Source organism: Methylosinus sp., assembly GCF_036560965.1.
Taxonomy (GTDB): domain Bacteria; phylum Pseudomonadota; class Alphaproteobacteria; order Rhizobiales; family Beijerinckiaceae; genus Methylosinus.
In genome coordinates, this window is the sequence record NZ_DATBQF010000056.1 from 34286 (window position 1) to 52563 (window position 18278).

At 67.5% G+C, this 18278-nt stretch carries 18 protein-coding genes; 7 read left to right on the plus strand and 11 right to left on the minus strand.

Annotated features, from left to right (window positions below; all coding sequences use genetic code 11):
* Positions 1-38 precede the first annotated feature (38 nt).
* Entirely contained in the window at positions 39-1199 is a 1161-nt protein-coding gene (locus VIF40_RS14300) for a GNAT family N-acetyltransferase (protein WP_331938181.1), read from the plus strand.
* A 6-nt stretch (positions 1200-1205) separates the two neighbouring features.
* Here the strand turns inward: VIF40_RS14300 and VIF40_RS14305 are convergent, their stop codons facing one another.
* The 4 genes from VIF40_RS14305 to VIF40_RS14320 form a co-directional block, all read right to left on the minus strand.
* The gene (locus tag VIF40_RS14305) at positions 1206-1394 is read right to left on the minus strand and encodes a hypothetical protein (RefSeq protein ID WP_331938182.1); all 189 of its coding nucleotides are present in this window, start codon (positions 1392-1394) and stop codon (positions 1206-1208) included.
* 105 nt (positions 1395-1499) lie between these two features.
* Positions 1500-2768 carry a peptide-binding protein gene (locus tag VIF40_RS14310; protein WP_331938183.1) on the minus strand — a complete coding sequence of 423 codons (1269 nt, stop codon included), beginning with the start codon at positions 2766-2768 and terminating at the stop codon, positions 1500-1502.
* Positions 2765-3004, minus strand: coding sequence for a helix-turn-helix transcriptional regulator (locus VIF40_RS14315; protein ID WP_331938184.1), 240 nt, complete (start codon positions 3002-3004; stop codon positions 2765-2767). Before VIF40_RS14315 ends, VIF40_RS14310 begins: the two co-directional genes overlap by 4 nt.
* 1 nt (position 3005) lies before the next feature.
* Positions 3006-3608: a DUF2975 domain-containing protein gene (locus tag VIF40_RS14320; protein ID WP_331938185.1), complete on the minus strand. Its 603-nt coding sequence runs from the start codon at positions 3606-3608 to the stop codon at positions 3006-3008.
* Positions 3609-3760: 152 nt separating this feature from the next.
* Between VIF40_RS14320 and VIF40_RS14325 the strand changes: the two genes are divergently transcribed.
* Positions 3761-4453, plus strand: coding sequence for an SDR family oxidoreductase (locus VIF40_RS14325; protein WP_331938186.1), 693 nt, complete (start codon positions 3761-3763; stop codon positions 4451-4453).
* Between the two features lie 49 nt (positions 4454-4502).
* On the opposite strand, the gene VIF40_RS14330 is transcribed toward VIF40_RS14325, so the two are convergent.
* Entirely contained in the window at positions 4503-5771 is a 1269-nt protein-coding gene (locus tag VIF40_RS14330; RefSeq protein WP_331938187.1) for an alpha/beta hydrolase, read from the minus strand.
* A gap of 202 nt (positions 5772-5973) precedes the next feature.
* On the opposite strand from VIF40_RS14330, the gene VIF40_RS14335 reads away from it, so the two are divergent.
* Positions 5974-8295: a transporter substrate-binding protein gene (locus VIF40_RS14335; RefSeq protein ID WP_331938188.1), complete on the plus strand. Its 2322-nt coding sequence runs from the start codon at positions 5974-5976 to the stop codon at positions 8293-8295.
* A gap of 153 nt (positions 8296-8448) precedes the next feature.
* Here the strand turns inward: VIF40_RS14335 and VIF40_RS14340 are convergent, their stop codons facing one another.
* Together VIF40_RS14340 and fae are read right to left on the minus strand one after the other, a co-directional pair.
* Entirely contained in the window at positions 8449-8841 is a 393-nt protein-coding gene (locus VIF40_RS14340; protein ID WP_331938189.1) for an HU family DNA-binding protein, read from the minus strand.
* A gap of 133 nt (positions 8842-8974) precedes the next feature.
* Positions 8975-9514, minus strand: a complete 540-nt coding sequence (gene fae, locus VIF40_RS14345; RefSeq protein WP_196408758.1) for a formaldehyde-activating enzyme — start codon at positions 9512-9514, stop codon at positions 8975-8977.
* Between the two features lie 169 nt (positions 9515-9683).
* On the opposite strand from fae, the gene VIF40_RS14350 reads away from it, so the two are divergent.
* The 3 genes from VIF40_RS14350 to VIF40_RS14360 all read left to right on the plus strand — a co-directional run bounded on the left by VIF40_RS14350 (position 9684) and on the right by VIF40_RS14360 (position 13923).
* On the plus strand, positions 9684-11105 hold the full coding sequence (locus tag VIF40_RS14350; RefSeq protein WP_331938190.1) for a sorbosone dehydrogenase family protein: 1422 nt from the start codon (positions 9684-9686) through the stop codon (positions 11103-11105).
* A gap of 531 nt (positions 11106-11636) precedes the next feature.
* The gene (locus VIF40_RS14355) at positions 11637-13730 is read left to right on the plus strand and encodes a carbon starvation CstA family protein (protein WP_331938191.1); all 2094 of its coding nucleotides are present in this window, start codon (positions 11637-11639) and stop codon (positions 13728-13730) included.
* On the plus strand, positions 13696-13923 hold the full coding sequence (locus tag VIF40_RS14360; RefSeq protein ID WP_331938192.1) for a YbdD/YjiX family protein: 228 nt from the start codon (positions 13696-13698) through the stop codon (positions 13921-13923). The genes VIF40_RS14355 and VIF40_RS14360 overlap by 35 nt, the downstream gene beginning before the upstream one ends.
* Positions 13924-13931: 8 nt before the next feature.
* Here VIF40_RS14360 and VIF40_RS14365 read toward each other — a convergent pair whose 3' ends face one another.
* Entirely contained in the window at positions 13932-14222 is a 291-nt protein-coding gene (locus tag VIF40_RS14365) for a hypothetical protein (RefSeq protein ID WP_331938193.1), read from the minus strand.
* A 212-nt stretch (positions 14223-14434) separates the two neighbouring features.
* On the opposite strand from VIF40_RS14365, the gene VIF40_RS14370 reads away from it, so the two are divergent.
* Positions 14435-15262 carry a uracil-DNA glycosylase gene (locus VIF40_RS14370; protein WP_331938194.1) on the plus strand — a complete coding sequence of 276 codons (828 nt, stop codon included), beginning with the start codon at positions 14435-14437 and terminating at the stop codon, positions 15260-15262.
* 46 nt (positions 15263-15308) lie between these two features.
* Here VIF40_RS14370 and ispG read toward each other — a convergent pair whose 3' ends face one another.
* The 3 genes from ispG to VIF40_RS14385 are packed head-to-tail and all read right to left on the minus strand — an operon-like array spanning position 15309 to position 18273.
* Positions 15309-16604, minus strand: coding sequence for a flavodoxin-dependent (E)-4-hydroxy-3-methylbut-2-enyl-diphosphate synthase (gene ispG / locus VIF40_RS14375; protein WP_331938195.1), 1296 nt, complete (start codon positions 16602-16604; stop codon positions 15309-15311).
* Positions 16605-16663: 59 nt separating this feature from the next.
* Positions 16664-17533, minus strand: coding sequence for an SDR family oxidoreductase (locus VIF40_RS14380; RefSeq protein WP_331938196.1), 870 nt, complete (start codon positions 17531-17533; stop codon positions 16664-16666).
* Positions 17530-18273 (minus strand): N-acetylmuramoyl-L-alanine amidase, encoded by a 744-nt coding sequence (locus VIF40_RS14385; protein WP_331938197.1) that lies wholly within the window; start codon positions 18271-18273, stop codon positions 17530-17532. The genes VIF40_RS14380 and VIF40_RS14385 overlap by 4 nt, the downstream gene beginning before the upstream one ends.
* Positions 18274-18278: the final 5 nt, after the last annotated feature.

Genomic DNA, 18278 nt, shown 5'->3' on the forward strand with positions numbered 1-18278 from the left:
GAGCCTCCGAACGGAGCGCGGCAGGCCGCGAAGGCGTCATGACGAAGGGAGGGCTGGAGACCGAGGCGCTCTGCGTCGAGCGGATGAGCGAGCACGTCCGCGACTGGGCCGATCTCGTTCAGCGCGCGGTCGAGGCCAATGGTTTCCTCGAGCCCGGTTTCGCGCTTCCGGCGGCGCGGCATTTCCCCGCTAAATCGCGTCCGATCTTCGTCGTCGTCTGGAAGCGCAGCGCCGCGCAGGGCGCGCGTCGGCTGATCGCGCTGTTTCCGATCGTCGCGCCCGGCTTCTCGCTCGGCGCGGCGACGGCGCGCGGCTGGCTGCACAAGCAGGCCGCGCTGGCGACCCCGCTGCTCGACCGCGATTGCGCGGAGGAGGCGGCCGCCGCGCTGCTCGACTGGTTCGCCGGCGATCGCTCCGGCGCGGGCGCCGTGCTCATTCCCAAGACGCCGATGAGCGGGGCGGTCTTCGCCGCCTTCACCCGCGCCGCGCGGGCCACGGGGCGCGTCTGGCGCGTGCTCGACAGCCATGAGCGCGCGGCGCTGCTCTCGGGCGGCGATCCAGAGGAGGTCTGGACCCGCACATCCTCGCGCAAGGCGCTGAGCGAGATGCGCCGCCGTCGCCGTCGTCTGGAGGAGGCCGGCGAATTGCGGCGCGTCATCTATTCGACGCCCGCCGAGATTCCCCGCGCCACCGAGGATTTTTTGGCGCTGGAGGCGAGCGGCTGGAAGGCCGAGCGCGGCGCGCTGCTCGGCCATCCCTCGCTCGCCACTTTCGTGCGCAGCGCGACGCGTCTGCTGGCGCGCGAGGGCAAGATCCGCATTCACAGCCTCGAGCTGGCGGGCAAGCCGATCGCCATGGGCGTCGTCATCGAGAGCGTCGGCCGCTCCTATTTCTGGAAGATCGCTTATGACGAGAGCCTGCGCGCGCAGGCGCCCGGCGTGCAGCTCGTCTACGCCATCACCGAGACGCAGTCGGAGCGCGAGGACATCGGGCTGACCGACTCCTGCGCCATCCCCGGCCATTATATGATCGAGCGCTGCTGGCCGGATCGCCTCGTCGTCTGCGATCTGATGGTGCAGGCGAAGGCCGATGGCGTCACGCAATTCGCCGAGGCCCATGCGAAGGAGGTCTGGCGGCGTCGCCTGCGCGAGGTGGCGAAGTCCGCCTATCACCGCCTGGTGAGCCGCAAGGCGCGGTGAGCGGCGTCACTGGCAGATCGCCTTCAGCGCCGCCCAATTTTCGGCGTCGAACAGCGGCGGCCCGCGCTCGCCCTTGTCCGCGGCGGCGAAAGCGGCGAGGCGAGCGGCCGTCAGTGAAGACGACTCGCGCAGGCGCAGATGCGGGAACAGGAGAACGCTGCCTGATGACGCTGTCGTCCGCGACGGAAATGTCACTCATGCGAACCGCCTTTCGCAATGACTTTGTTATGTAACCGGCTCACACAGTAAGTAACGCCGCCAGCGGCGGCAAGCCGATTCGAATCGTAATTCGAATCGCGCTCAGAAGGCGGAGACCTCCGCGGCGACGTTCAATTCGGCCGATCCGCGCGCCACGCGCAGGATTTTTCGCTCGCCTGGAGCGCCGCGCAGAGCCGTCAGCACGCGCTCGCGCGGCGCGCCATGCGTCGGGTCTCCGTCGATGGCGATGAGAAGGTCACCGATCTCGAGGCCGTCGACGCTCGCCCCGCTCGCTCTCGCGACGATTCCGCCAATGAAATAATCGCCGCGCTCATAGACGAGCGTCACGCCGACGCGATCGAATTCCCGCACGTCGGGCTCCGCGTCCTTTCGCCAATAGGACATAGCGTTGGGGTAGTCGATCGTCAGCCGATAACGTCTCAGCACATTGTTGCCGAGCCAGCCGGCGACCCTCTCGCCGGCCTGCTCCTGCCAGACGTTCCAGAAGGCTTCGCCGATGAGCCCGTCCGCTGGGCCGAGCGAGGGGCCGGAGCCCATTAGGCCGACGTCCTTCATCACGAGAGGCCCGAGCGCGATCTGCGGAATGCGCAGCACATCGCCGTCCTTTTCGAACGGCAGGTCCAGCATGTTGTAATTGGCCGGCCCGAACGCGCCATGGCCGCGCAGCCAATCGGGATGGCGTTCCAGCCATTGCGAAGCCAGCGCGCCGCGCATCCAGCTATAGGGGCTGCCGGCGTCGATCACGAAGGCGTGGGATTTGCCGTCGATCATGGCGTCGACGAGGGCGAGGCCCGTATGGCGGTCGATGCGGAGTGGGACGGGGACGCCCTCGTGAGGCGCCGCGCCCGGCGCTGTGAAGGCGAGCCGACGCGCCGTATAGTCGATGACGAGTTCTCCTCGCGCGAGAGCGCCTGATTGCAGGACCATATCGACGCGGCGGGACGGAAAAAACGAAGCGAATTGCCTTTCGCCTTTCGGCCGGTCCGGCTCGCTGCGCACGACGCCCGCGGCGATGGCTATGCTCCGCTCGCCGATGCGCAAACGCAGCGGGCGGCCCACGCCTATGGCGAGTTCGTCATAGAGGCTCTGTTTCAGGACTGGCGGCGATTGGCCCATATTGAGCAGAGCGAGGCCGCTCCGCCAGCTCCCGTCCGGTCTCTGCGCTTCGAGCTCAAAGAGTATCTGATCGCCGTCGAGGATCATGGGGACATTGGCGGAGCCATCGGCCGCGATGCGTCCCTCCATATCGACGACGTTCGCCACCATCGCGCAGGCGGTGAGCGACAAGGCGAGAAGGGTCGCGGCCGCGACGCTGAGCGGCCATCCCGCGTTCTCCGACATGGCGCTCATCCCGTTTTCTCCAGCTCTTCGGCTGCTGCGTCGTCCGGCTCATATTCCATGAGATCGCCGGGCTGGCAGTCGAGAGCGCGACAAATTGCGGCGAGCGTCGAAAAGCGCACGCCATTCACCTTGCCGGATTTCAGCAGCGAGAGATTGGCCTCAGTGACGCCTATGGCGCGCGCGAGAGCCTTGGAGCGCATGCGGCGTTTGGCAAGCATGACGTCGAGACGCATGATTATGGGCATGTCAGACGAATCCGTCCCGCTCGGCCTCGATCTCATGCGCGCATAGCATCACATCGGCGATGACGAAGACGAGCGCACCGAGAACCGCGGCCTGAATCTCATAGAGGTGAAACCAGCTCGGATCATTTCCGACGTCGGCGAGGAGGGCGATGCGATTGGCGCAGAAAGGCGCGAGCGCATAGGCAAGAAGGCCGAGCCCGACATGTTTCAGGCAATGCGCATTGCGCGGCGAGAAGACGCTTCCTCGCGCATAGAGCCGAAACAGCATGCGCAGACGCAGGAAGATATAGGCAGCCGGCGCGACGAGCAGCGTCAGCGCGAATGCGCCGGCGAGCCGCTGCGGCGTGCTGAAGCAGGAAAGCGCGACGCGCCCGGCCGCGACGTCGGGCCCGCGCCCGAACCAGAGTCCGCCGGGAGCGAAGGTGATGAACTCGCCCCGATAGAACAGCGCGATCACGACGAGCATGATCGCGAATAGCGTCGCCGACGCCAGGAGAGCCGAAAACAGCGCGCAGAGGAGTTCGCTATTGCGGCGCAGCCTCCGGCGCAGCGGCGATTCGAGCCGAGCAGGCGCCGGAGTGTCGAAAAATAGAATATTCGCCATTGTCAGACCTTGGATTGAAATTATTATATTACGATAATTAATTTTGGAAATGAGATAATTTTATGGCGCCTGGGCGTCCCTTACGCCGAGGGCGCGCCTGACGGCGGGGAAAGACGCGCTATATTCTCTCCCATCGAATTCGGGAGCGGCCAATGGCGGAGCACTGGTTCATTTCCGGCGCCAATAAGGGCATAGGCCACGGGCTTGCCAGCCTGCTCGCGGCCCGCGGCGACGACGTCACCGCTTCCGTGCGCAGCGAGGAGGCGCGCGCGCGTCTGCAAGACGATGTCGCGCGTCATCGCGCGCGCTTCTCGATCCTGCTTTTCGACACGCGGGACGAGGCGGGAATCCGCGCCGCTGCGCGCGAGCTGGCGGAGCCGCTCGACGTGCTCGTCTGCAACGCCGGCGCCTATGGGCCGCAGAGCCAATCGACGCTGGACATGGATTTTCCCGGCGCTCTCGATCTCTTCGACGTCAACACGCTGGGGCCTTTGCGCCTCGTCCAGGCCTTTCTGCCGGCCATGCTGCGCGCCGACAATCCGCGCATCGCGCTGATGTCGAGCGGGCTCGGCTCCATGGCGACGGAGGGCTCGACCAATATCGCCTATCGCGCCGCCAAGGCGGCTCTGAACAAGATCGCCCAGGGTCTCGCCCATGATCTGAAGCGCGAGCGCGTCACCGTGGTCGCGCTCAATCCCGGCTGGGTGCGCACCGATATGGGCGGCAAGAACGCCGATCTTTCGATCGAGGAGAGCGCCCACGGCCTCATAGAGGCGATCGACGCGCTGACGCTCGCCGATACGGGCCGCTTCATCGATTATCGCGGCCGTGATGTCGCTTGGTGAATCTCGGCCGCGGTGAATCTCCGCCTCGGAGCCTCCGCCGCGGCGAGCCTCACCGCAGCGGCCGCGCGACGACATCGGCGCCGGCCGTCGCCGTATCGCCCATCTGCTCGCCGAGGCGTTGCAGCTGATCGCCGAGATTTTCGCGCGTGCGCGGATCGACGACGGCGAAGGGCGTCGAGACGGCGACGCTCGCCGCCGTGCCCACCGCCGAGGCCGCGCCCGTCGCCACCTGGCCGAGCCGCTCGCCCACGCCGTTCTGATTGTCGGCGAGCGTCTGGCCTTCGGCGAGCCGCGCGCCGATCGAGCGCACCACCTCGGGCGATTGCGCGAAAGTGCCATGGCCGAGCGGATCGGATGATTTCACATCGGTCAGATCGATGACCTTGAAACGGCGTTCCGCCAGAGTGTCCTTGAAGGGCTCGCGTTGCGGATCGATCCCGCCGAGACGCACCTTGTCGCCCCACACGCGGCGGGAGGCGGCCAGCGCCTCGTCCTCGCGCGAGACGAAGAGGGTGAAGATGGCGCGATGCTCGTCGATCTCGGCGATCTGCCGCGAGAACACGTCGTAATCGACGTCGGGCGCGGCGAGCATCACATTTTTGATCTTGGGCGCGAGGCCATGGTCGCGGATCGCCATCTGGCGCAGCGCTTCCAGCGTCACCCAATTGCCCATGGAATGGGCGAGGATCGAGATCTCGCCGACCGCAGGGTCCTTGGCCAGCGTGCGCAGCAAATGCTCCAGCGCGTCGCGCGAATAGCTCGCGCTCTCATGGTCGTAGCCATAGTCGAGCAGCTTGCCGCGCGAAGGCCAGGTGAACAGCACCGGCAGCGCGTTCGTGCCCGAATCATGGACGATCTGCGCGAGCCGAAAGACCGCCTCGGCGAACAGCGTGTTGAAGCCATGGACGAAGACCAGCGCCTGACGCTTCGGCGTCTTGGCGATGCGCGCGTCGAAGCGGCGCACCGCCTCCTGCTGATCGAGCGGATCGGCGCGCAGCGTGACGAATTCATGGGCGGGATCGCCGGGCAGGGCGGCCGGCCATTGCACCTCGCCGATCTGGCGCGCGCCATCCGGCGGAATGGAGATCGCGATATCGGCGAAGGCGAGGCCTTTTCCGCGCTCGCCGGTGAAGAGATCGCCCGGCTGCGCGCCCTCGGGGCTGCGTGTCGTGGCGACGAGCAATTCGACGCTCGGCGTCCCGGCCATCCGCGGCTGCGGGGTCAGCACCCCATGCGGACGCCCGCCGCAGCCGCTCGCCGCGAGGGCGAGGCACAGGGCGAGAATAGGTAGACGCAATCGCCTCGACACATCGCTCATTCGGCAAAGCTCCCGATCCTCGAATAAACCGCCGGCGGATGCGAGTCACGCGCTTCCCGCATCCGGCGTCCGGCGGCGCCGATAATCTCGGCGCCGATTGCCGACAATCGAGGCGCGGAAGCCGTCGCGCCGAAAGGCGTTGGTAACGTTATATAGGGAAATTACTCCGGTAAATTCAGACCGATAGCAGGGTGTGCGACCCATGGCGGACAATTCGGCCGTGATACTTCCCGATTTTTCTCTCCTTGCGGCGAGCGTCGCGACGGCTTTCGCGCCTGTCATCGTCGGCTGGGCGGGCGGCGATCGGCTCGGCGCCTGCGCAGCCGCGGCGATCACGGCGATCGCCATGGCCTTCCATGTCGAGCGCCGGCTTTCGCCGCAGATCGCGGCGCTGGAGAGGATCGCGGCGGGCGACCGCTATGCCTGCGTTCCGCGCAAGGGCGGCTCGCTTTCGGCGCGGCTCGAGCGCGTCGCCGAAGAGATGCGCCGCGCGCTCGTCGCCGCCGACGCGCTCTCTGTCGCCGAGCGCAGCCGCGAGGCGGAGCTGACCATACGCGAGGCCGGCCGCGCCTTTTTCACGCAGCGGCTGCGCGATTGCGCCGCCGAGGCGGATGGCGCGCTGGACACGGCGAGCGCGCAGGCGCGGACCGCCGCCGGCGATCTTTCCGCCTGCAATGGCGACATGCTGCGCCGCGTGTCCGAGGCGACATCGGCGGCGGCCACGGCTGCGCAGGATGTCGACGGCCTCGCTCTGGCGGCGCGCAACGCCATTGCCGATCTCGTCGCGCGCTCCTCGCTTCAGGTCGCGGCGGCGCGCGGGGCGGCCGACCGCACAGTGATCGATCTCGCGCGCGCGGAGGAGATCGTGCGGGGCCTCGCCGCCGCGGCGGGGCGCATCGACGCGGTGAGCAAGCTCATTCAGGCGATCGCCGGCCAGACCTCGCTGCTCGCGCTCAATGCGACGATCGAGGCCGCGCGCGCCGGCGAGAGCGGGCGCGGCTTCGCCATTGTGGCGAGCGAGGTGAAGACGCTCGCCAATCGGACGTCGAGCGCGGCGGCCGAAATCGAGACGCAGATCGACGCCATTCACGTCGCGGTCGAGGAGACGGTCGGCGCGATCGCCGAAGTGTCGTCGAGCGTCGAGGCGGTCGCCGGCGTCAATCGCGATCTCGCCGACACTCTGGGCCGGGAGGCGGCCGAGCTCGACCGTATCGGCGCGCGTGCGGCGGTCGTCGCTCGCGGCGTCGGCGAGGCGCTGCCCGATGTCGGCGGCGTCGTCGTGCAGGTGGAGACGGCCAGCCGCTCCGCGCTCTCGACCGCCGATGCGCTGCTCGGCCGTTCGCGCGCGCTCGTCGGCGCGGTCGGCCGCTATTTCGCCGATCTCGAGAATGGCGCGATCCGCATCGGAATATTGCACTCCCTCTCAGGCACGATGACGAGCAGCGAGCGACCGCTGCAGGAGCTGCTGGTGATGCTCGTCGAGCGCTGCAATCGCCAAGGCGGCCTGCTCGGCCGCCCGCTCGAGGCGGTGATCATGGATCCGCGCTCCGATCCGAAAGTCTATGCGGAGCAGGCGCGACTCCTTCTGGAGGAGCGCGGCGTCGCGGCGGTCTTCGGCTGCTGGACCTCCGCCTCGCGCAAGGCCGCGCTTCCGGTCGTCGAGGGCGCGAAGGGCCTTCTCTTCTATCCGAGCCAATATGAGGGCGAGGAGCGCTCGCCCAATATCGTCTATTCCGGCGGCACGCCGAGCCAGACGGCGATTCCGGCCGTCGATTTTCTCGGCGGTCTCGGCGCGCGGCGTTTTCTGCTGATCGGCAATGACGACGTCTATCCGCGCGTCACCAACGCCATCGTGAAGGCCTATCTCGCCGCAAAAGGCGTCGGCGGGGAGGATATCGTCGAAATCTACGCGCCGCCCGGCCTCGAGGATTGGAGCGCGATCGCCAGGGATATTCGCCGTTTCGCCGCGCGCCCCGGCGCTGCGATCGTCTCGACGGTGAGCGGCGACGCCAATCTGCGCTTCTTCGGCGCGCTGGCGGGTCTGGCTTGCGACGCGCCGATCATGTCGCTGTCGATCGGCGAGGCCGAGCTGCCGGCGCTCGCGCATTGCGCGATCGACGGCCTCTATGTCGCCTGGAACTATCTCCATGCGATCGATAGCGCGGAGAATTGGAGCTTCGTGGAACAATGGCGCCGCTACAAGAATTCGCCGGAAGCGACGACCAATGACGCGATGGAGGCGACCTATCTCGGCTTCGGGCTCTGGCGCGCGGCCGTCGCCGCGGCCGGCAGCGTCGATGTCGCGGCGGTGCGCCGCGCGCTCGGCCTGAATATGATCCGCGCGCCGAGCGGCTTTACGCTGCGGCTGGACACGGAGACCCAGCATTTGCACAAGCCGGCCTTCGTCGGCCGCGTCGCGCGCGGACGCATATCGCCGGTCTGGGTCGGGGAGGGATTGATCGCGCCGCAACCCTGGAGCCCTTGGCTCACCAAGAGCCGGGCCGGAAAGGCGCAAGCCGCGTGACGATCGGAGACTGTTTGGCGATCGGAGACCGTTTCGCGAGAGCCCCTGATCGCCGGAGTCGATTCGAGCCCGAAGGCTCGCGGTCCAAGGCCCGCCGATAATCGCGAGCCTTCGAGCCGCCAGCCTTCAGGCTCGCTTTCGACCTGCCGGAAATCAGGGCGTGGCGGCCGTCTTCAGCTTGGAGAGCGCGCGGATCTTGACGCGCACGCTCGCCGGCTTGGCGGCGGCCTTGACCATCTCGCCGGTGGCGGGATTGCGCACCAGAGTGCCGGCCTTGCGCGCCGGAACCTTGCGCAGCGACACTTTCAGCAGGCCGGGAAGCGTGAACTCGCCGACGCCGCGCGGATGCACGGAGCCGAGGAAGACTTCCTCGAGCGTGGCGTAGACCGCCGCTGCGGTCTTGCGCGGCAGCTCGTTCTGCTCGGCGAGAAGATTGATGAGGGCGGCCTTGGTCAAGCTTTCCTTCACCGGACGAACCGTAGCGGCTTCGGGCTTCTTGGCCTTCTTGGCCACCGCCGCAGGCTTGTCGCTCTTCGCCTTGGCCATCGCAAATCTCCCTCGAATCGATAAAGAGACGCGTCACATCGGGCGCGCCACGTGAGTATTCGTTTGCTAACGCTTCGAGAAGTGATTCGCAATCGGCGCAACGCTCGATTTTTGCAATGCCGGCTGCGCAAAATCACTCGTCGAACACGCCTTCCAGCGCATAATGCGTCACCGTCTTGCGGTTGGCGATGAGCTCGTCGATCGTCGGCTCGCCCTTCAAAGCGCGGGAAATCGCCAGCTTCGTCGCCTCGTAATTGGTGCGATAGAGGTCGCGCCTGTCGAGGTTCGGATCGGTGGCGCAGCGCGGATCGAGCCAGATCATGATGATCATGACCAGATCGTTCACCTGATCCTTCGGAATGATTCCTTCCGAAACCGCATCGACGATGGCGTCGCCCGTCGCCGCCTGCACGACGCCGCCGAGCAGCTCCACATAATCGTTGGAGCGCACCGTCATCTTGGTCGTCATCATGGTGGCGGGGCGCACCTGCTGATTGAGATCGCGAATGACGAACATGCGCGGATGACCCGCGACCTGGCCCGTCATCGAGGCGAAAGCCGTCCCCACCGGGCCTTTCACATTGCCGATCAGCACTTCCGGCATGGCGTCGGTATATTGCCCATCCGCCGCCAGAACCGTCGCTTCGCCCGTCGCCAGCCAGATCTCGCTCATATCGCTTTTCCTTCCATTCGTCGGAGGCGGTCGAATAGCACCGGGCGAAGGCCGCAGGAAGAGGCGCGGCGCGAGGGCGGAATCGCCGGCGCGGCAACGCCGTTAATTCTATCTTCTAAATGTGATTTGACCGAGCTAGAGTGCGGCCATGTTTCGAAAGAGGCCGCCAATGAAGACTTCCGCATCGACACGTCTCCTCGCCGGCTCCTTCGCGAGTCTCGCTTGCGCGAGTCTCGCTTTTGCAAGTCTCGCTTTTGCGCAATCGGAGCCGGCGCGCCGTCTCGTCGGCTCCGCCGCATTCAGCGATTGGCGCCAGGATGCGCCCGGAACCTGGCGCAAGATCGCTCCGGCGGACCTGCCCGCGCCGCTCGCCAGCGAGCCGACGGCCTCGCGTTCGCAGGTGGTCCCGCGGCCGGACGGCGCCGCGCTAAAGACGGCGGACGGTTTTTCGGCCGAGGTTTTCGCCTCTGGATTGGAGGGGCCGCGCGTCATCCGCCTCGCGCCCAATGGCGATATTTTCGTCAGTGAGAGCGTCGGCGGACGGGTGCGCGTTTTCCGCCTCGAGGAGGGGAAGATCATCCCCGCGGCTTCGCATGTCTTCGCCGCCGAACTCGAGCGCCCTTATGGGATAGCTTTCTATCCGCCGGGGCCGGAGCCGCGCTTCGTCTATATCGGCACGCCGACGAAAGTGCTGCGTTTTCCTTATAGGAATGGCGATCTGAAAGCCTCCGGCCCCGCCGAGACGATCGCGTCTCTGCCCGGCGCCGACGGCGGCCATTGGACGCGCGATCTCGTTTTCTCGCGCGACGGCAAGACGCTCTATGTCTCCGTCGGCTCCAAGACCAATGTCGCCGAAGGCCATCCGCGCGCCACGACGCAGGAGATCGCGCAGCTCGAGGCGGCGCATGGAAGCGGCGCGGGCGCGGGCGTCGAATTCGAGCGCGCGACCGTGCTGGCCATCGATCCCGAGGGCGGGAGCCGGCGCAATGTCGCCAATGGGCTGCGCAATTGCTCCAGCCTGCAATTGCGGCCGAAGACCGACGAGCTCTGGTGCGTCGTCAATGAGCGCGACATGCTCGGCGACGATCTGCCGCCGGATTATGCGACCCATGTGAAGGAGGGCGCCTTCTACGGCTGGCCCTGGCGTTACATCGGCGCGCATGAGGACCCGCGCCACGCCGGCGAGCGGCCCGATCTCGCGAGCAGGGTCACGACGCCGGATGTGCTGTTCCAGCCCCATTCCGCGCCGCTCGGCGTCGCTTTCTACGAGGGCGGGCAGTTCCCGGCGGAATATCAGGGCGACGCCTTCGTCGCGTTGCACGGCTCCTGGAACCGCGCCAAGCGCACCGGCTACAAGGTGGTGCGCCTTTCCTTCAAGGACGGGGTCCCGACCGGGGAGTATCAGGATTTTCTGACCGGCTTCGTCATCGACGACACGCGCGTCTGGGGGCGTCCGGTCGATGTCGCAGTGGCGCGCGACGGCTCGCTGCTGGTGAGCGAGGATGGCAATGGGACGATCTGGCGCGTGTCCTACGCCGGCGCCGCAAAGCCTGCGCAGATCACAGAGCCTGCGCAGACCTCCGTGAAGTGAACCGAGGGAGATCGCGCCGAGGAGACTGCGCCGCAATGGCGAAGCCTCCTCGCTGCTCGGCGTCGTCGCGCTGTTCCGAGCTCGCCGTCAGTGCTGGGCGCGTTCCTTGTGGCCGGCCCGGGCGCGAGCCTGGGCTTCCACGGGCAGGCTGGTCCTGTCGATGTAGCCCGGCTGATATTCGCCGCACCAATCTTCGGAGGCCACGAGAGGCCAGGCCGTATCCATGGTTCCTTGCTGGCCGCGCATGGGCAGGGGGGCGTTTCGGCGGCATTGGTTGTCCGGCTGGCGCCAAAAACGACAATCTCCGCAGTGCATGAGCGTCTCCTGTCAGAACTCGTCGCCCGAGCTGTTCAATCTGCGGCCCTTCAAAAGGTTCCAAACTAGCCGCCCCAGCGCCGCCGAGCGTCGGCGCCATGGGCATGCGCCCTCGCGGCTGGACGCGGCGGGCGTCTTCGGCCTATTTCTCGGGGAAAACGCCGGGAGACGAATGACGTCCTCTGGCCCCATCCCGGAAACGCCAAGGCTCGCGCAATGTCCCTCACTCTCGCCTCGCCCGGCCGCAAGCTCGGCTCGATCATCCTCTGGACCGCGGTCACGGCGCTGGGCGTCGTCGCGCTGTTCACTCTGGCGACGGCGCGCGGCGAGAGCGTCAACGCCATGTGGCTGGTGACTGCGGCGCTCTGCGTCTATTTCCTCGCCTATCGCTTCTACTCGCTGTTCATCGCGGACCGCGCGCTCGGCCTCGACCCGGAGCGCAAGACGCCCGCGCATCGCCGCAATGACGGGCTCGATTACGTCCCGACCGACAAATATGTGCTGTTCGGCCATCATTTCGCGGCCATCGCCGGGGCCGGGCCGCTGATCGGCCCCGTGCTCGCGGCGCAGATGGGCTATCTGCCGGGCACGCTCTGGCTGCTGACCGGCGTCGTCTTCGCCGGCGCGGTGCAGGATTTCGTCGTGCTGTTCATCTCGACTCGGCGCGACGGGCGCTCGCTCGGGGATCTCATCAAGACCGAGCTCGGCCAGACCGCCGGCCTCGTGGCGATGGTCGGCATTCTGACCATCATGGTTATTTTGCTCGCGGTTCTGGCGCTCATCGTCGTCAAGGCGCTGGCCGACAGCCCCTGGGGCTTCTTCACCGTCTTCGCCACACTGCCCATCGCCGTGCTGATGGGCGTCTATGGCCGCTATGTTCGTCCAGGCCGCATCTTCGAAATGTCGGCGATCGGCTTCGTGCTGCTGATCGGCTCCATAGCGCTCGGCCGCACTGTCGCCGAGACGCCGGCGCTCGCGGCGCTGTTTTCCTTCAAGGGCGAGACGCTCGCCTTCATGCTCATCGGCTATGGCTTCGTCGCCTCCGTGCTGCCGGTGTGGTTTCTGCTCGCGCCGCGCGACTATCTTTCCACCTTCTTGAAGATCGGCACCATCGCCTCGCTGGCGCTCGGCATTTTCATCGTCATGCCGGAGCTCAAAATGCCGGCGATCAGCCGTTTCGTCGACGGAACCGGCCCGGTCTTCGCGGGCTCGGTCTTTCCCTTCCTGTTCATCACCCTCGCCTGCGGCGCGATCTCCGGCTTTCACGCGCTGGTCTCCTCCGGCACCACGCCGAAGATGATCGGCGACGAGACGCAGATCCGCTTCATCGGCTATGGCGCGATGCTGATGGAATCCTTCGTCGCCATAATGGCGCTGGTCGCCGCCAGCGTGCTGGAGCCCGGCGTCTATTTCGCGATGAACAGCGCGCCCGCCGTCATCGGCGCGACCGCCGATAGCGCGGCGCAGACGATTTCCGCCTGGGGCTTCGCCGTCACGCCGGAGGCGTTGACCCAGGCCGCCGCCGAGGTCGGCGAGAAGACCGTGCTCTCGCGGTCCGGCGGCGCGCCGACGCTCGCCGTCGGCATGGCGAAAATCCTGTCGGGGGCGATCGGCGGGGCCTCGATGACCGCCTTCTGGTATCATTTCGCCATTCTCTTCGAGGCGCTGTTCATCCTCACCACGGTCGACGCCGGCACGCGCGTCGCGCGCTTCATGATCCAGGATCTCGTCGGGACCTTCTGGCCGCGCTTCAAGCACACGCGCGCCTGGGCTCCGAACCTCGCCGCCACGGCGCTCGCGGTCTCCGGCTGGGGCTGGTTTCTGTATCAGGGCGTCATCGATCCCCTTGGCGGCATCAATACGCTCTGGCCGCTGTTCGGCATCGCCAATCAAATGCTGGCGGCGATAGCGCTCACCCTCTGCACCGTCGTGCTGTTCCGCATGAAGCGCGAGCGCTACGCCTTCGTCGTCGCGGCGCCGGCGGCATGGCTCTACATCTGCACGGTGACCGCGGGCCTCGAGAAAATCTTCCATCCCGACGCCAAGATCGGCTTCCTCGCCCATGCGTCGCGCTATTCCGCCGCCGCGGCGGAGGGCAGGCTGCTCGCACCGGCCAAGACCGCCGCCGAGATGAGCCGCATCGTCTTCAACGATTATGTGAACACGACGCTCTGCGCCGTCTTCCTCGCGCTCGTGCTGTCGATGCTGGTCTTCGGCCTGAAGGCGATCGGCGAGGCGCGCCGCGCGACCACCGTCACCACCAGGGAGACCAGCGATGAGCTGCACGATCTGCGGATTGCCCGCGCTTGATCTCGCCAAGCTCGGATCGAAGCTGCGCGCGGGCGCGCGGCTGATGATCGGCCAGGGCGATTACGACGCCTATGTCGCGCATCGCGGCGCCGACCATCCCGACGAGCCGCTGATGACGCGCGAGGCATTCTTCCTCGAGCGTCAGGCGAGCCGCTTCGGCGAGGGCGGACGGCGCGCGATGCGCTGCTGTTGAGCGGCCGCTCAGCACTCGGCCCGGCCGAGCGCCCGAAAGGCGAGCAGCGCGGCGGCTTCCGATGTGTTCAGCGAATAGGCCATATAGAGAAAACCGAGGCGCGTTTGCCGCGTCTCGCGGATCTTTTCGACGAGGTCCTCGGTCTCGAAGGGCGCCAGGGAGGCGAATTCGTGCATCACGTCTTCCGCCGCCTGGCGATAGGCCTCGCGCTCGGCGAGCGACGCCGCGTCCCAATGCACCGGCTCGGACCCGAATCTCCCGAACAACGCTCTAGCGACGTTTTCGATCAGGTCGATCATAGGTAACTCTCTGTTGTAAGAGATGATTTTGATTACGCCTGTTTCCACCCTCGACGCTGTTTAATGAATGGTTACTTTATTGGCGGAGCAGGGCGCTGCGAAGTTCGATAATCTACGCAGTCGCGCTCATGGGGAGGGACCGTCGCCTCGCCGTGCCCTCATCGCGCTGCGGAGCCTTCACCTTTTGTGACGGCTGCTCTAATCTTCCCGCCATGTCCACTGACGCCGATCTCGCTCCGGAGCCGGGCCTCGCCGCGCTCGTCGACTGGTATTTGTCGATCGGCGTCGATCTGGCCGTGGATGAGACCCCGCATGATCGATTCGCCGAGAGCGCGGCGCCGCCCGTCCGCGCCGCCGCAGCGCCGCCGCCCGCGCCAGCCCCGCCCGCGCCAGCCCCGCGCGCGGCTCCGCCCGTGGCGCGTTCGCTCCGCAGCGCTCCGGTGTTTCCGGAGGAGGCCGCCCGCGCCGCGCGCGAGGCCGCGGCCGGAGCGACGACGATCGACGAATTGCGGGAGCGGCTCGAGAGTTTCGACGGCTGCGCGCTGAAGGCCACCGCCGGCCATTTTCTGTTTTCGGCCGGCGCGCCCGGCGCGCCTCTGATGGCGCTGGATTTCGCGCCGGGCGAGGAGGAGGAGCGCGGCGGCGCGGCCTTCGTCGGGCCGGAGGCGCGCCTGCTCGACAATATGCTGCGCGCGATTCGACGCGATCGCTCCAGCGCCTATCTCGCCTATGCGACGCCCTGGCGCCCGCCCGGCGCGCGCGAGCTCAATGCGACGGAGGTCGCGACGCTGCTGCCGTTTCTGCGCCGCCATGTGGCGCTCGCCGCGCCGCGCGCGCTGCTGATCCTCGGCGATTTCGCCGCCCGCGCGGCCTTGGGCGCGCCGGATGTCGCGCGGTGTCGCGGGGCCTGGTTCGATTATGATTGCGGCGCCGGGACCGTGCGCGCGCTGCTCGCGCCGTCGCTCGCCAGCCTGCTCAGGACGCCGGCCCTGAAGCGCCGCGCCTGGCGCGATCTGCGCACAGTGGCGGGGCCGGAGTGAAAACAGCGCTTTTTCGGAGTGGAGGAAAGCGAGCCTGATCGCAGTCTCACTCCGCCGCGCGTCCATCCGTCGCAGAGCCGAAACGGCCGGCGACATAATCCTCGACGATGCGGGTGAATTCTTCCGCTATGCCCTCGCCGCGCAAGGTCATCGCCTTCTTGCCGTCGATGAAGACGGGGGCCGTCGGCGCCTCGCCCGTGCCGGGCAGCGATATGCCGATGTCGGCGTGCTTGGACTCGCCCGGGCCGTTGACGATGCAGCCCATCACCGCGACATTCAGCGTCTCGACGCCCGGATAATCCTGCCGCCAGACGGCCATGCGGTCGCGAATGTGGGATTGGATGTCGCGCGCCAGCTCCTGGAAGACGGTGGAGGTGGTGCGGCCGCAGCCGGGGCAGGCGGCGACCAGCGGCACGAAGGTGCGAAATCCCATCGTCTGGAGAATTTCCTGAGCGACGCGCACCTCATTGGCGCGGTCGCCGCCGGGCTCCGGCGTCAGCGAGACGCGGATCGTGTCGCCGATGCCGTCCTGCAGCAGCACGCCGAGCGCGGCCGCCGAGGCGACGACGCCCTTCGACCCCATGCCGGCCTCGGTGAGGCCGAGATGCAGCGCATAATCGCTGCGCAGCGCCAGCATCCGATAGACGGCGATGAGGTCCTGCACCGCGGAGACCTTGGCCGAGATGATGATTTTATCGCGCGACAGGCCGATCTCCTCGGCGCGCTCGGCGGAGATCAGCGCCGAGCGGGCCAGCGCCTCGCGCGTCACCGCGCGCATGTCGAGCGGCGCAGGGGAATTGGCGTTGATGTCCATCAGATGGGTCAGCAGCTCCTGGTCGAGCGAGCCCCAATTGGCGCCGATGCGCACGGCCTTGCCATGCTTGATGGCGAGCTCGACGATCGCGCCGAATTGCCGGTCCTTCTTCTCCTTGAAGCCGACATTGCCGGGATTGATGCGATATTTGTCGAGCGCCTCGCCGCAGGCCGGATGATCGGCGAGCAGCTTGTGGCCGATGTAGTGGAAATCGCCGATCAGCGGGACCTCGACGCCCTTTTGCGCCAGCCGGTCGCGAATATGCGGCACGGCGGCGGCGGCCTCGTCGCGATCGACGGTGATGCGCACCAGCTCGGAGCCGGCGCGGGCCAGCGCTTCGATCTGCGCGACCGTGGACTCGATGTCGGCGGTGTCGGTGTTGGTCATGGACTGCACGACGATGGCGCCGCCGCCGCCCACCGTCACCGCGCGGGGACCCTGGCCGATCGTCACCACGCAGGTTTTATGGCGCGGCGAGGGTGCGGCGATGATCGGGTCGGGCAGGCGGGTCTCGATTTCGTCGGTCATCGTCGGTCTTGTCCCCTCGATGGGATTTTCGCTCTTGGTGGGCCGGAACGCGCCCCGCGTCAAGCCGGCGGCAGCAGGCCCATCCGCTTGGCGAGGAGGCGGTCCAGCAGCCGCGTCGGCAAGAGCCGCGGCAGCAGCCAGTCCAATAGATAGCTCGGCACGACGCGAATGCGCGCCGGGGGCCGCGGCTCGGTCAGCGCGCGCAGGACGGCGTCCGAGACGCGCTCCGGCGGCGGGCCCAGGCGGCCCTTCTCCACCGCCCATTTCTGCAGCCTGCGGGCGGAGGGGCCGTAGACGGTGGAGTCATAGCGGCCCAAATCGGCGTTCTCGGCCTTGTCCCATATGGGCGTGGCGATCACGCCGGGCTCTATGACGACCACATCGACGCCGAAAACCATCAGCTCGCGCCGCAGCGCGTCGGACAAGCCCTCGAGCGCATGCTTGGAGGCGGCGTAGGCGCCGAGAAAGGGCGACGCGAGGCTGCCCGCCACCGAGCTCATATTCACGATGCGGCCGGGCGGCCCGTTGCGCTTTGCCGGGCTCGCGCCGAGCAGGGGAGCGAAAGCCTGGGTGACGGCGATCTGGCCGATCACATTGACCTCGAGCTGAAGGCGGACCTCCTCGAGCGGCTGATAGAGCAGCGGCGCCGGAAAAGCCACGCCGGCGTTGTTGACGAGGCCGGCGAGCGTCGCGCCGTCGAGCCGCCGCTCGGTCTCGCGCGCCGCCTCCGCCACTGCTGCGGCGTCGGTCACGTCGAAGAGGAGCGGGGTGAAGCTCTCCGCGCCGAAGCGCGCTTGCAGCCGCGCGCTGTCGGCCGGCGTGCGGACGCTGCCGAAGACATGGAAGCCGCGAGCGGTCAGCCCCTCGACGAGGGCGTAGCCGATGCCGGTGGAGACGCCGGTGACGACGACGGATCGCTTGTCGGTCATGCGCCTATCCCGGCCGCGAGCGCGCGCAGCGTCGCGATGGTCGAGGAATCGGCGCGGCCGTCGATGAGCCCGGGGCGGAAATGCCGCTGGAAGGCCGCCACCGCGCCGGCCGAGGCCGCGTCATATGCGCCGGAGACGTCGCTCCTATAGCCGTAATCGGCCAGCGCTCGCTGCAATTCCCTCACCGGCTCGCCGCTCGCGCCCGGCTCCAGCGCCGCGCTCCCCGCGATCGGCGCAGGGGCGACATAATGGCCGACGCCCAGCTCCGCCAGCGTCTTCCAGGGGAAGAACTCGCCAGGATCGACCTTGCGGCCGATGGCGATGTCGGAATGGGCGAGCACGCGTTGCGGGACGATGGCGCAGCGGGCGCAAATGTCCCGGCCGAGCGCGGCGACGGCCTCGATCTGCCGATCCGGGAAAGGGCGCGGATCGTCATGGCCGGGATGGACGATCTCAATGCCGATGGAGGCGGAGTTCATATCCTCCTCGTCGGCCCAGAAGCTGCGGCCGGCGTGCCAGGCGCGGCGCGCCTCCGGCACGAGCTGGAGAATGGTCCCGTCCTCATCGACGAAATAATGCGAGGAGACCTGCGATTCGGCGCTCGTCAGCAGCGCCAGCGCGGCCGCCGCCGTCGGCATGCCGGTGTAATGCAGGATCAGCGAGGAGATCGGCCGCAGCCGCTCGCCGTGATTGGGCGAGGGACGGAAATCGGCGGCGTGCGGCGTGTCGGGTGAGGGCATTGCGA

Bases quoted from the DNA above. Each gene is read 5' to 3' on its own strand.
- VIF40_RS14380 (WP_331938196.1), bottom strand. From the start codon at position 17,533: ATGACCGACAAGCGATCCGTCGTCGTCACCGGCGTCTCCACCGGCATC.
- VIF40_RS14310 (WP_331938183.1), bottom strand. From the start codon at position 2,768: ATGAGCGCCATGTCGGAGAACGCGGGATGGCCGCTCAGCGTCGCGGCC.
- VIF40_RS14315 (WP_331938184.1), bottom strand. From the start codon at position 3,004: ATGCCCATAATCATGCGTCTCGACGTCATGCTTGCCAAACGCCGCATG.
- VIF40_RS14385 (WP_331938197.1), bottom strand. From the start codon at position 18,273: ATGCCCTCACCCGACACGCCGCACGCCGCCGATTTCCGTCCCTCGCCC.
- VIF40_RS14335 (WP_331938188.1), top strand. From the start codon at position 5,974: ATGGCGGACAATTCGGCCGTGATACTTCCCGATTTTTCTCTCCTTGCG.
- VIF40_RS14350 (WP_331938190.1), top strand. From the start codon at position 9,684: ATGAAGACTTCCGCATCGACACGTCTCCTCGCCGGCTCCTTCGCGAGT.
- VIF40_RS14365 (WP_331938193.1), bottom strand. From the start codon at position 14,222: ATGATCGACCTGATCGAAAACGTCGCTAGAGCGTTGTTCGGGAGATTC.
- fae (WP_196408758.1), bottom strand. From the start codon at position 9,514: ATGAGCGAGATCTGGCTGGCGACGGGCGAAGCGACGGTTCTGGCGGCG.
- VIF40_RS14340 (WP_331938189.1), bottom strand. From the start codon at position 8,841: ATGGCCAAGGCGAAGAGCGACAAGCCTGCGGCGGTGGCCAAGAAGGCC.
- ispG (WP_331938195.1), bottom strand. From the start codon at position 16,604: ATGACCGACGAAATCGAGACCCGCCTGCCCGACCCGATCATCGCCGCA.
- VIF40_RS14300 (WP_331938181.1), top strand. From the start codon at position 39: ATGACGAAGGGAGGGCTGGAGACCGAGGCGCTCTGCGTCGAGCGGATG.
- VIF40_RS14370 (WP_331938194.1), top strand. From the start codon at position 14,435: ATGTCCACTGACGCCGATCTCGCTCCGGAGCCGGGCCTCGCCGCGCTC.
- VIF40_RS14355 (WP_331938191.1), top strand. From the start codon at position 11,637: ATGTCCCTCACTCTCGCCTCGCCCGGCCGCAAGCTCGGCTCGATCATC.
- VIF40_RS14360 (WP_331938192.1), top strand. From the start codon at position 13,696: ATGAGCTGCACGATCTGCGGATTGCCCGCGCTTGATCTCGCCAAGCTC.
- VIF40_RS14330 (WP_331938187.1), bottom strand. From the start codon at position 5,771: ATGAGCGATGTGTCGAGGCGATTGCGTCTACCTATTCTCGCCCTGTGC.
- VIF40_RS14320 (WP_331938185.1), bottom strand. From the start codon at position 3,608: ATGGCGAATATTCTATTTTTCGACACTCCGGCGCCTGCTCGGCTCGAA.
- VIF40_RS14325 (WP_331938186.1), top strand. From the start codon at position 3,761: ATGGCGGAGCACTGGTTCATTTCCGGCGCCAATAAGGGCATAGGCCAC.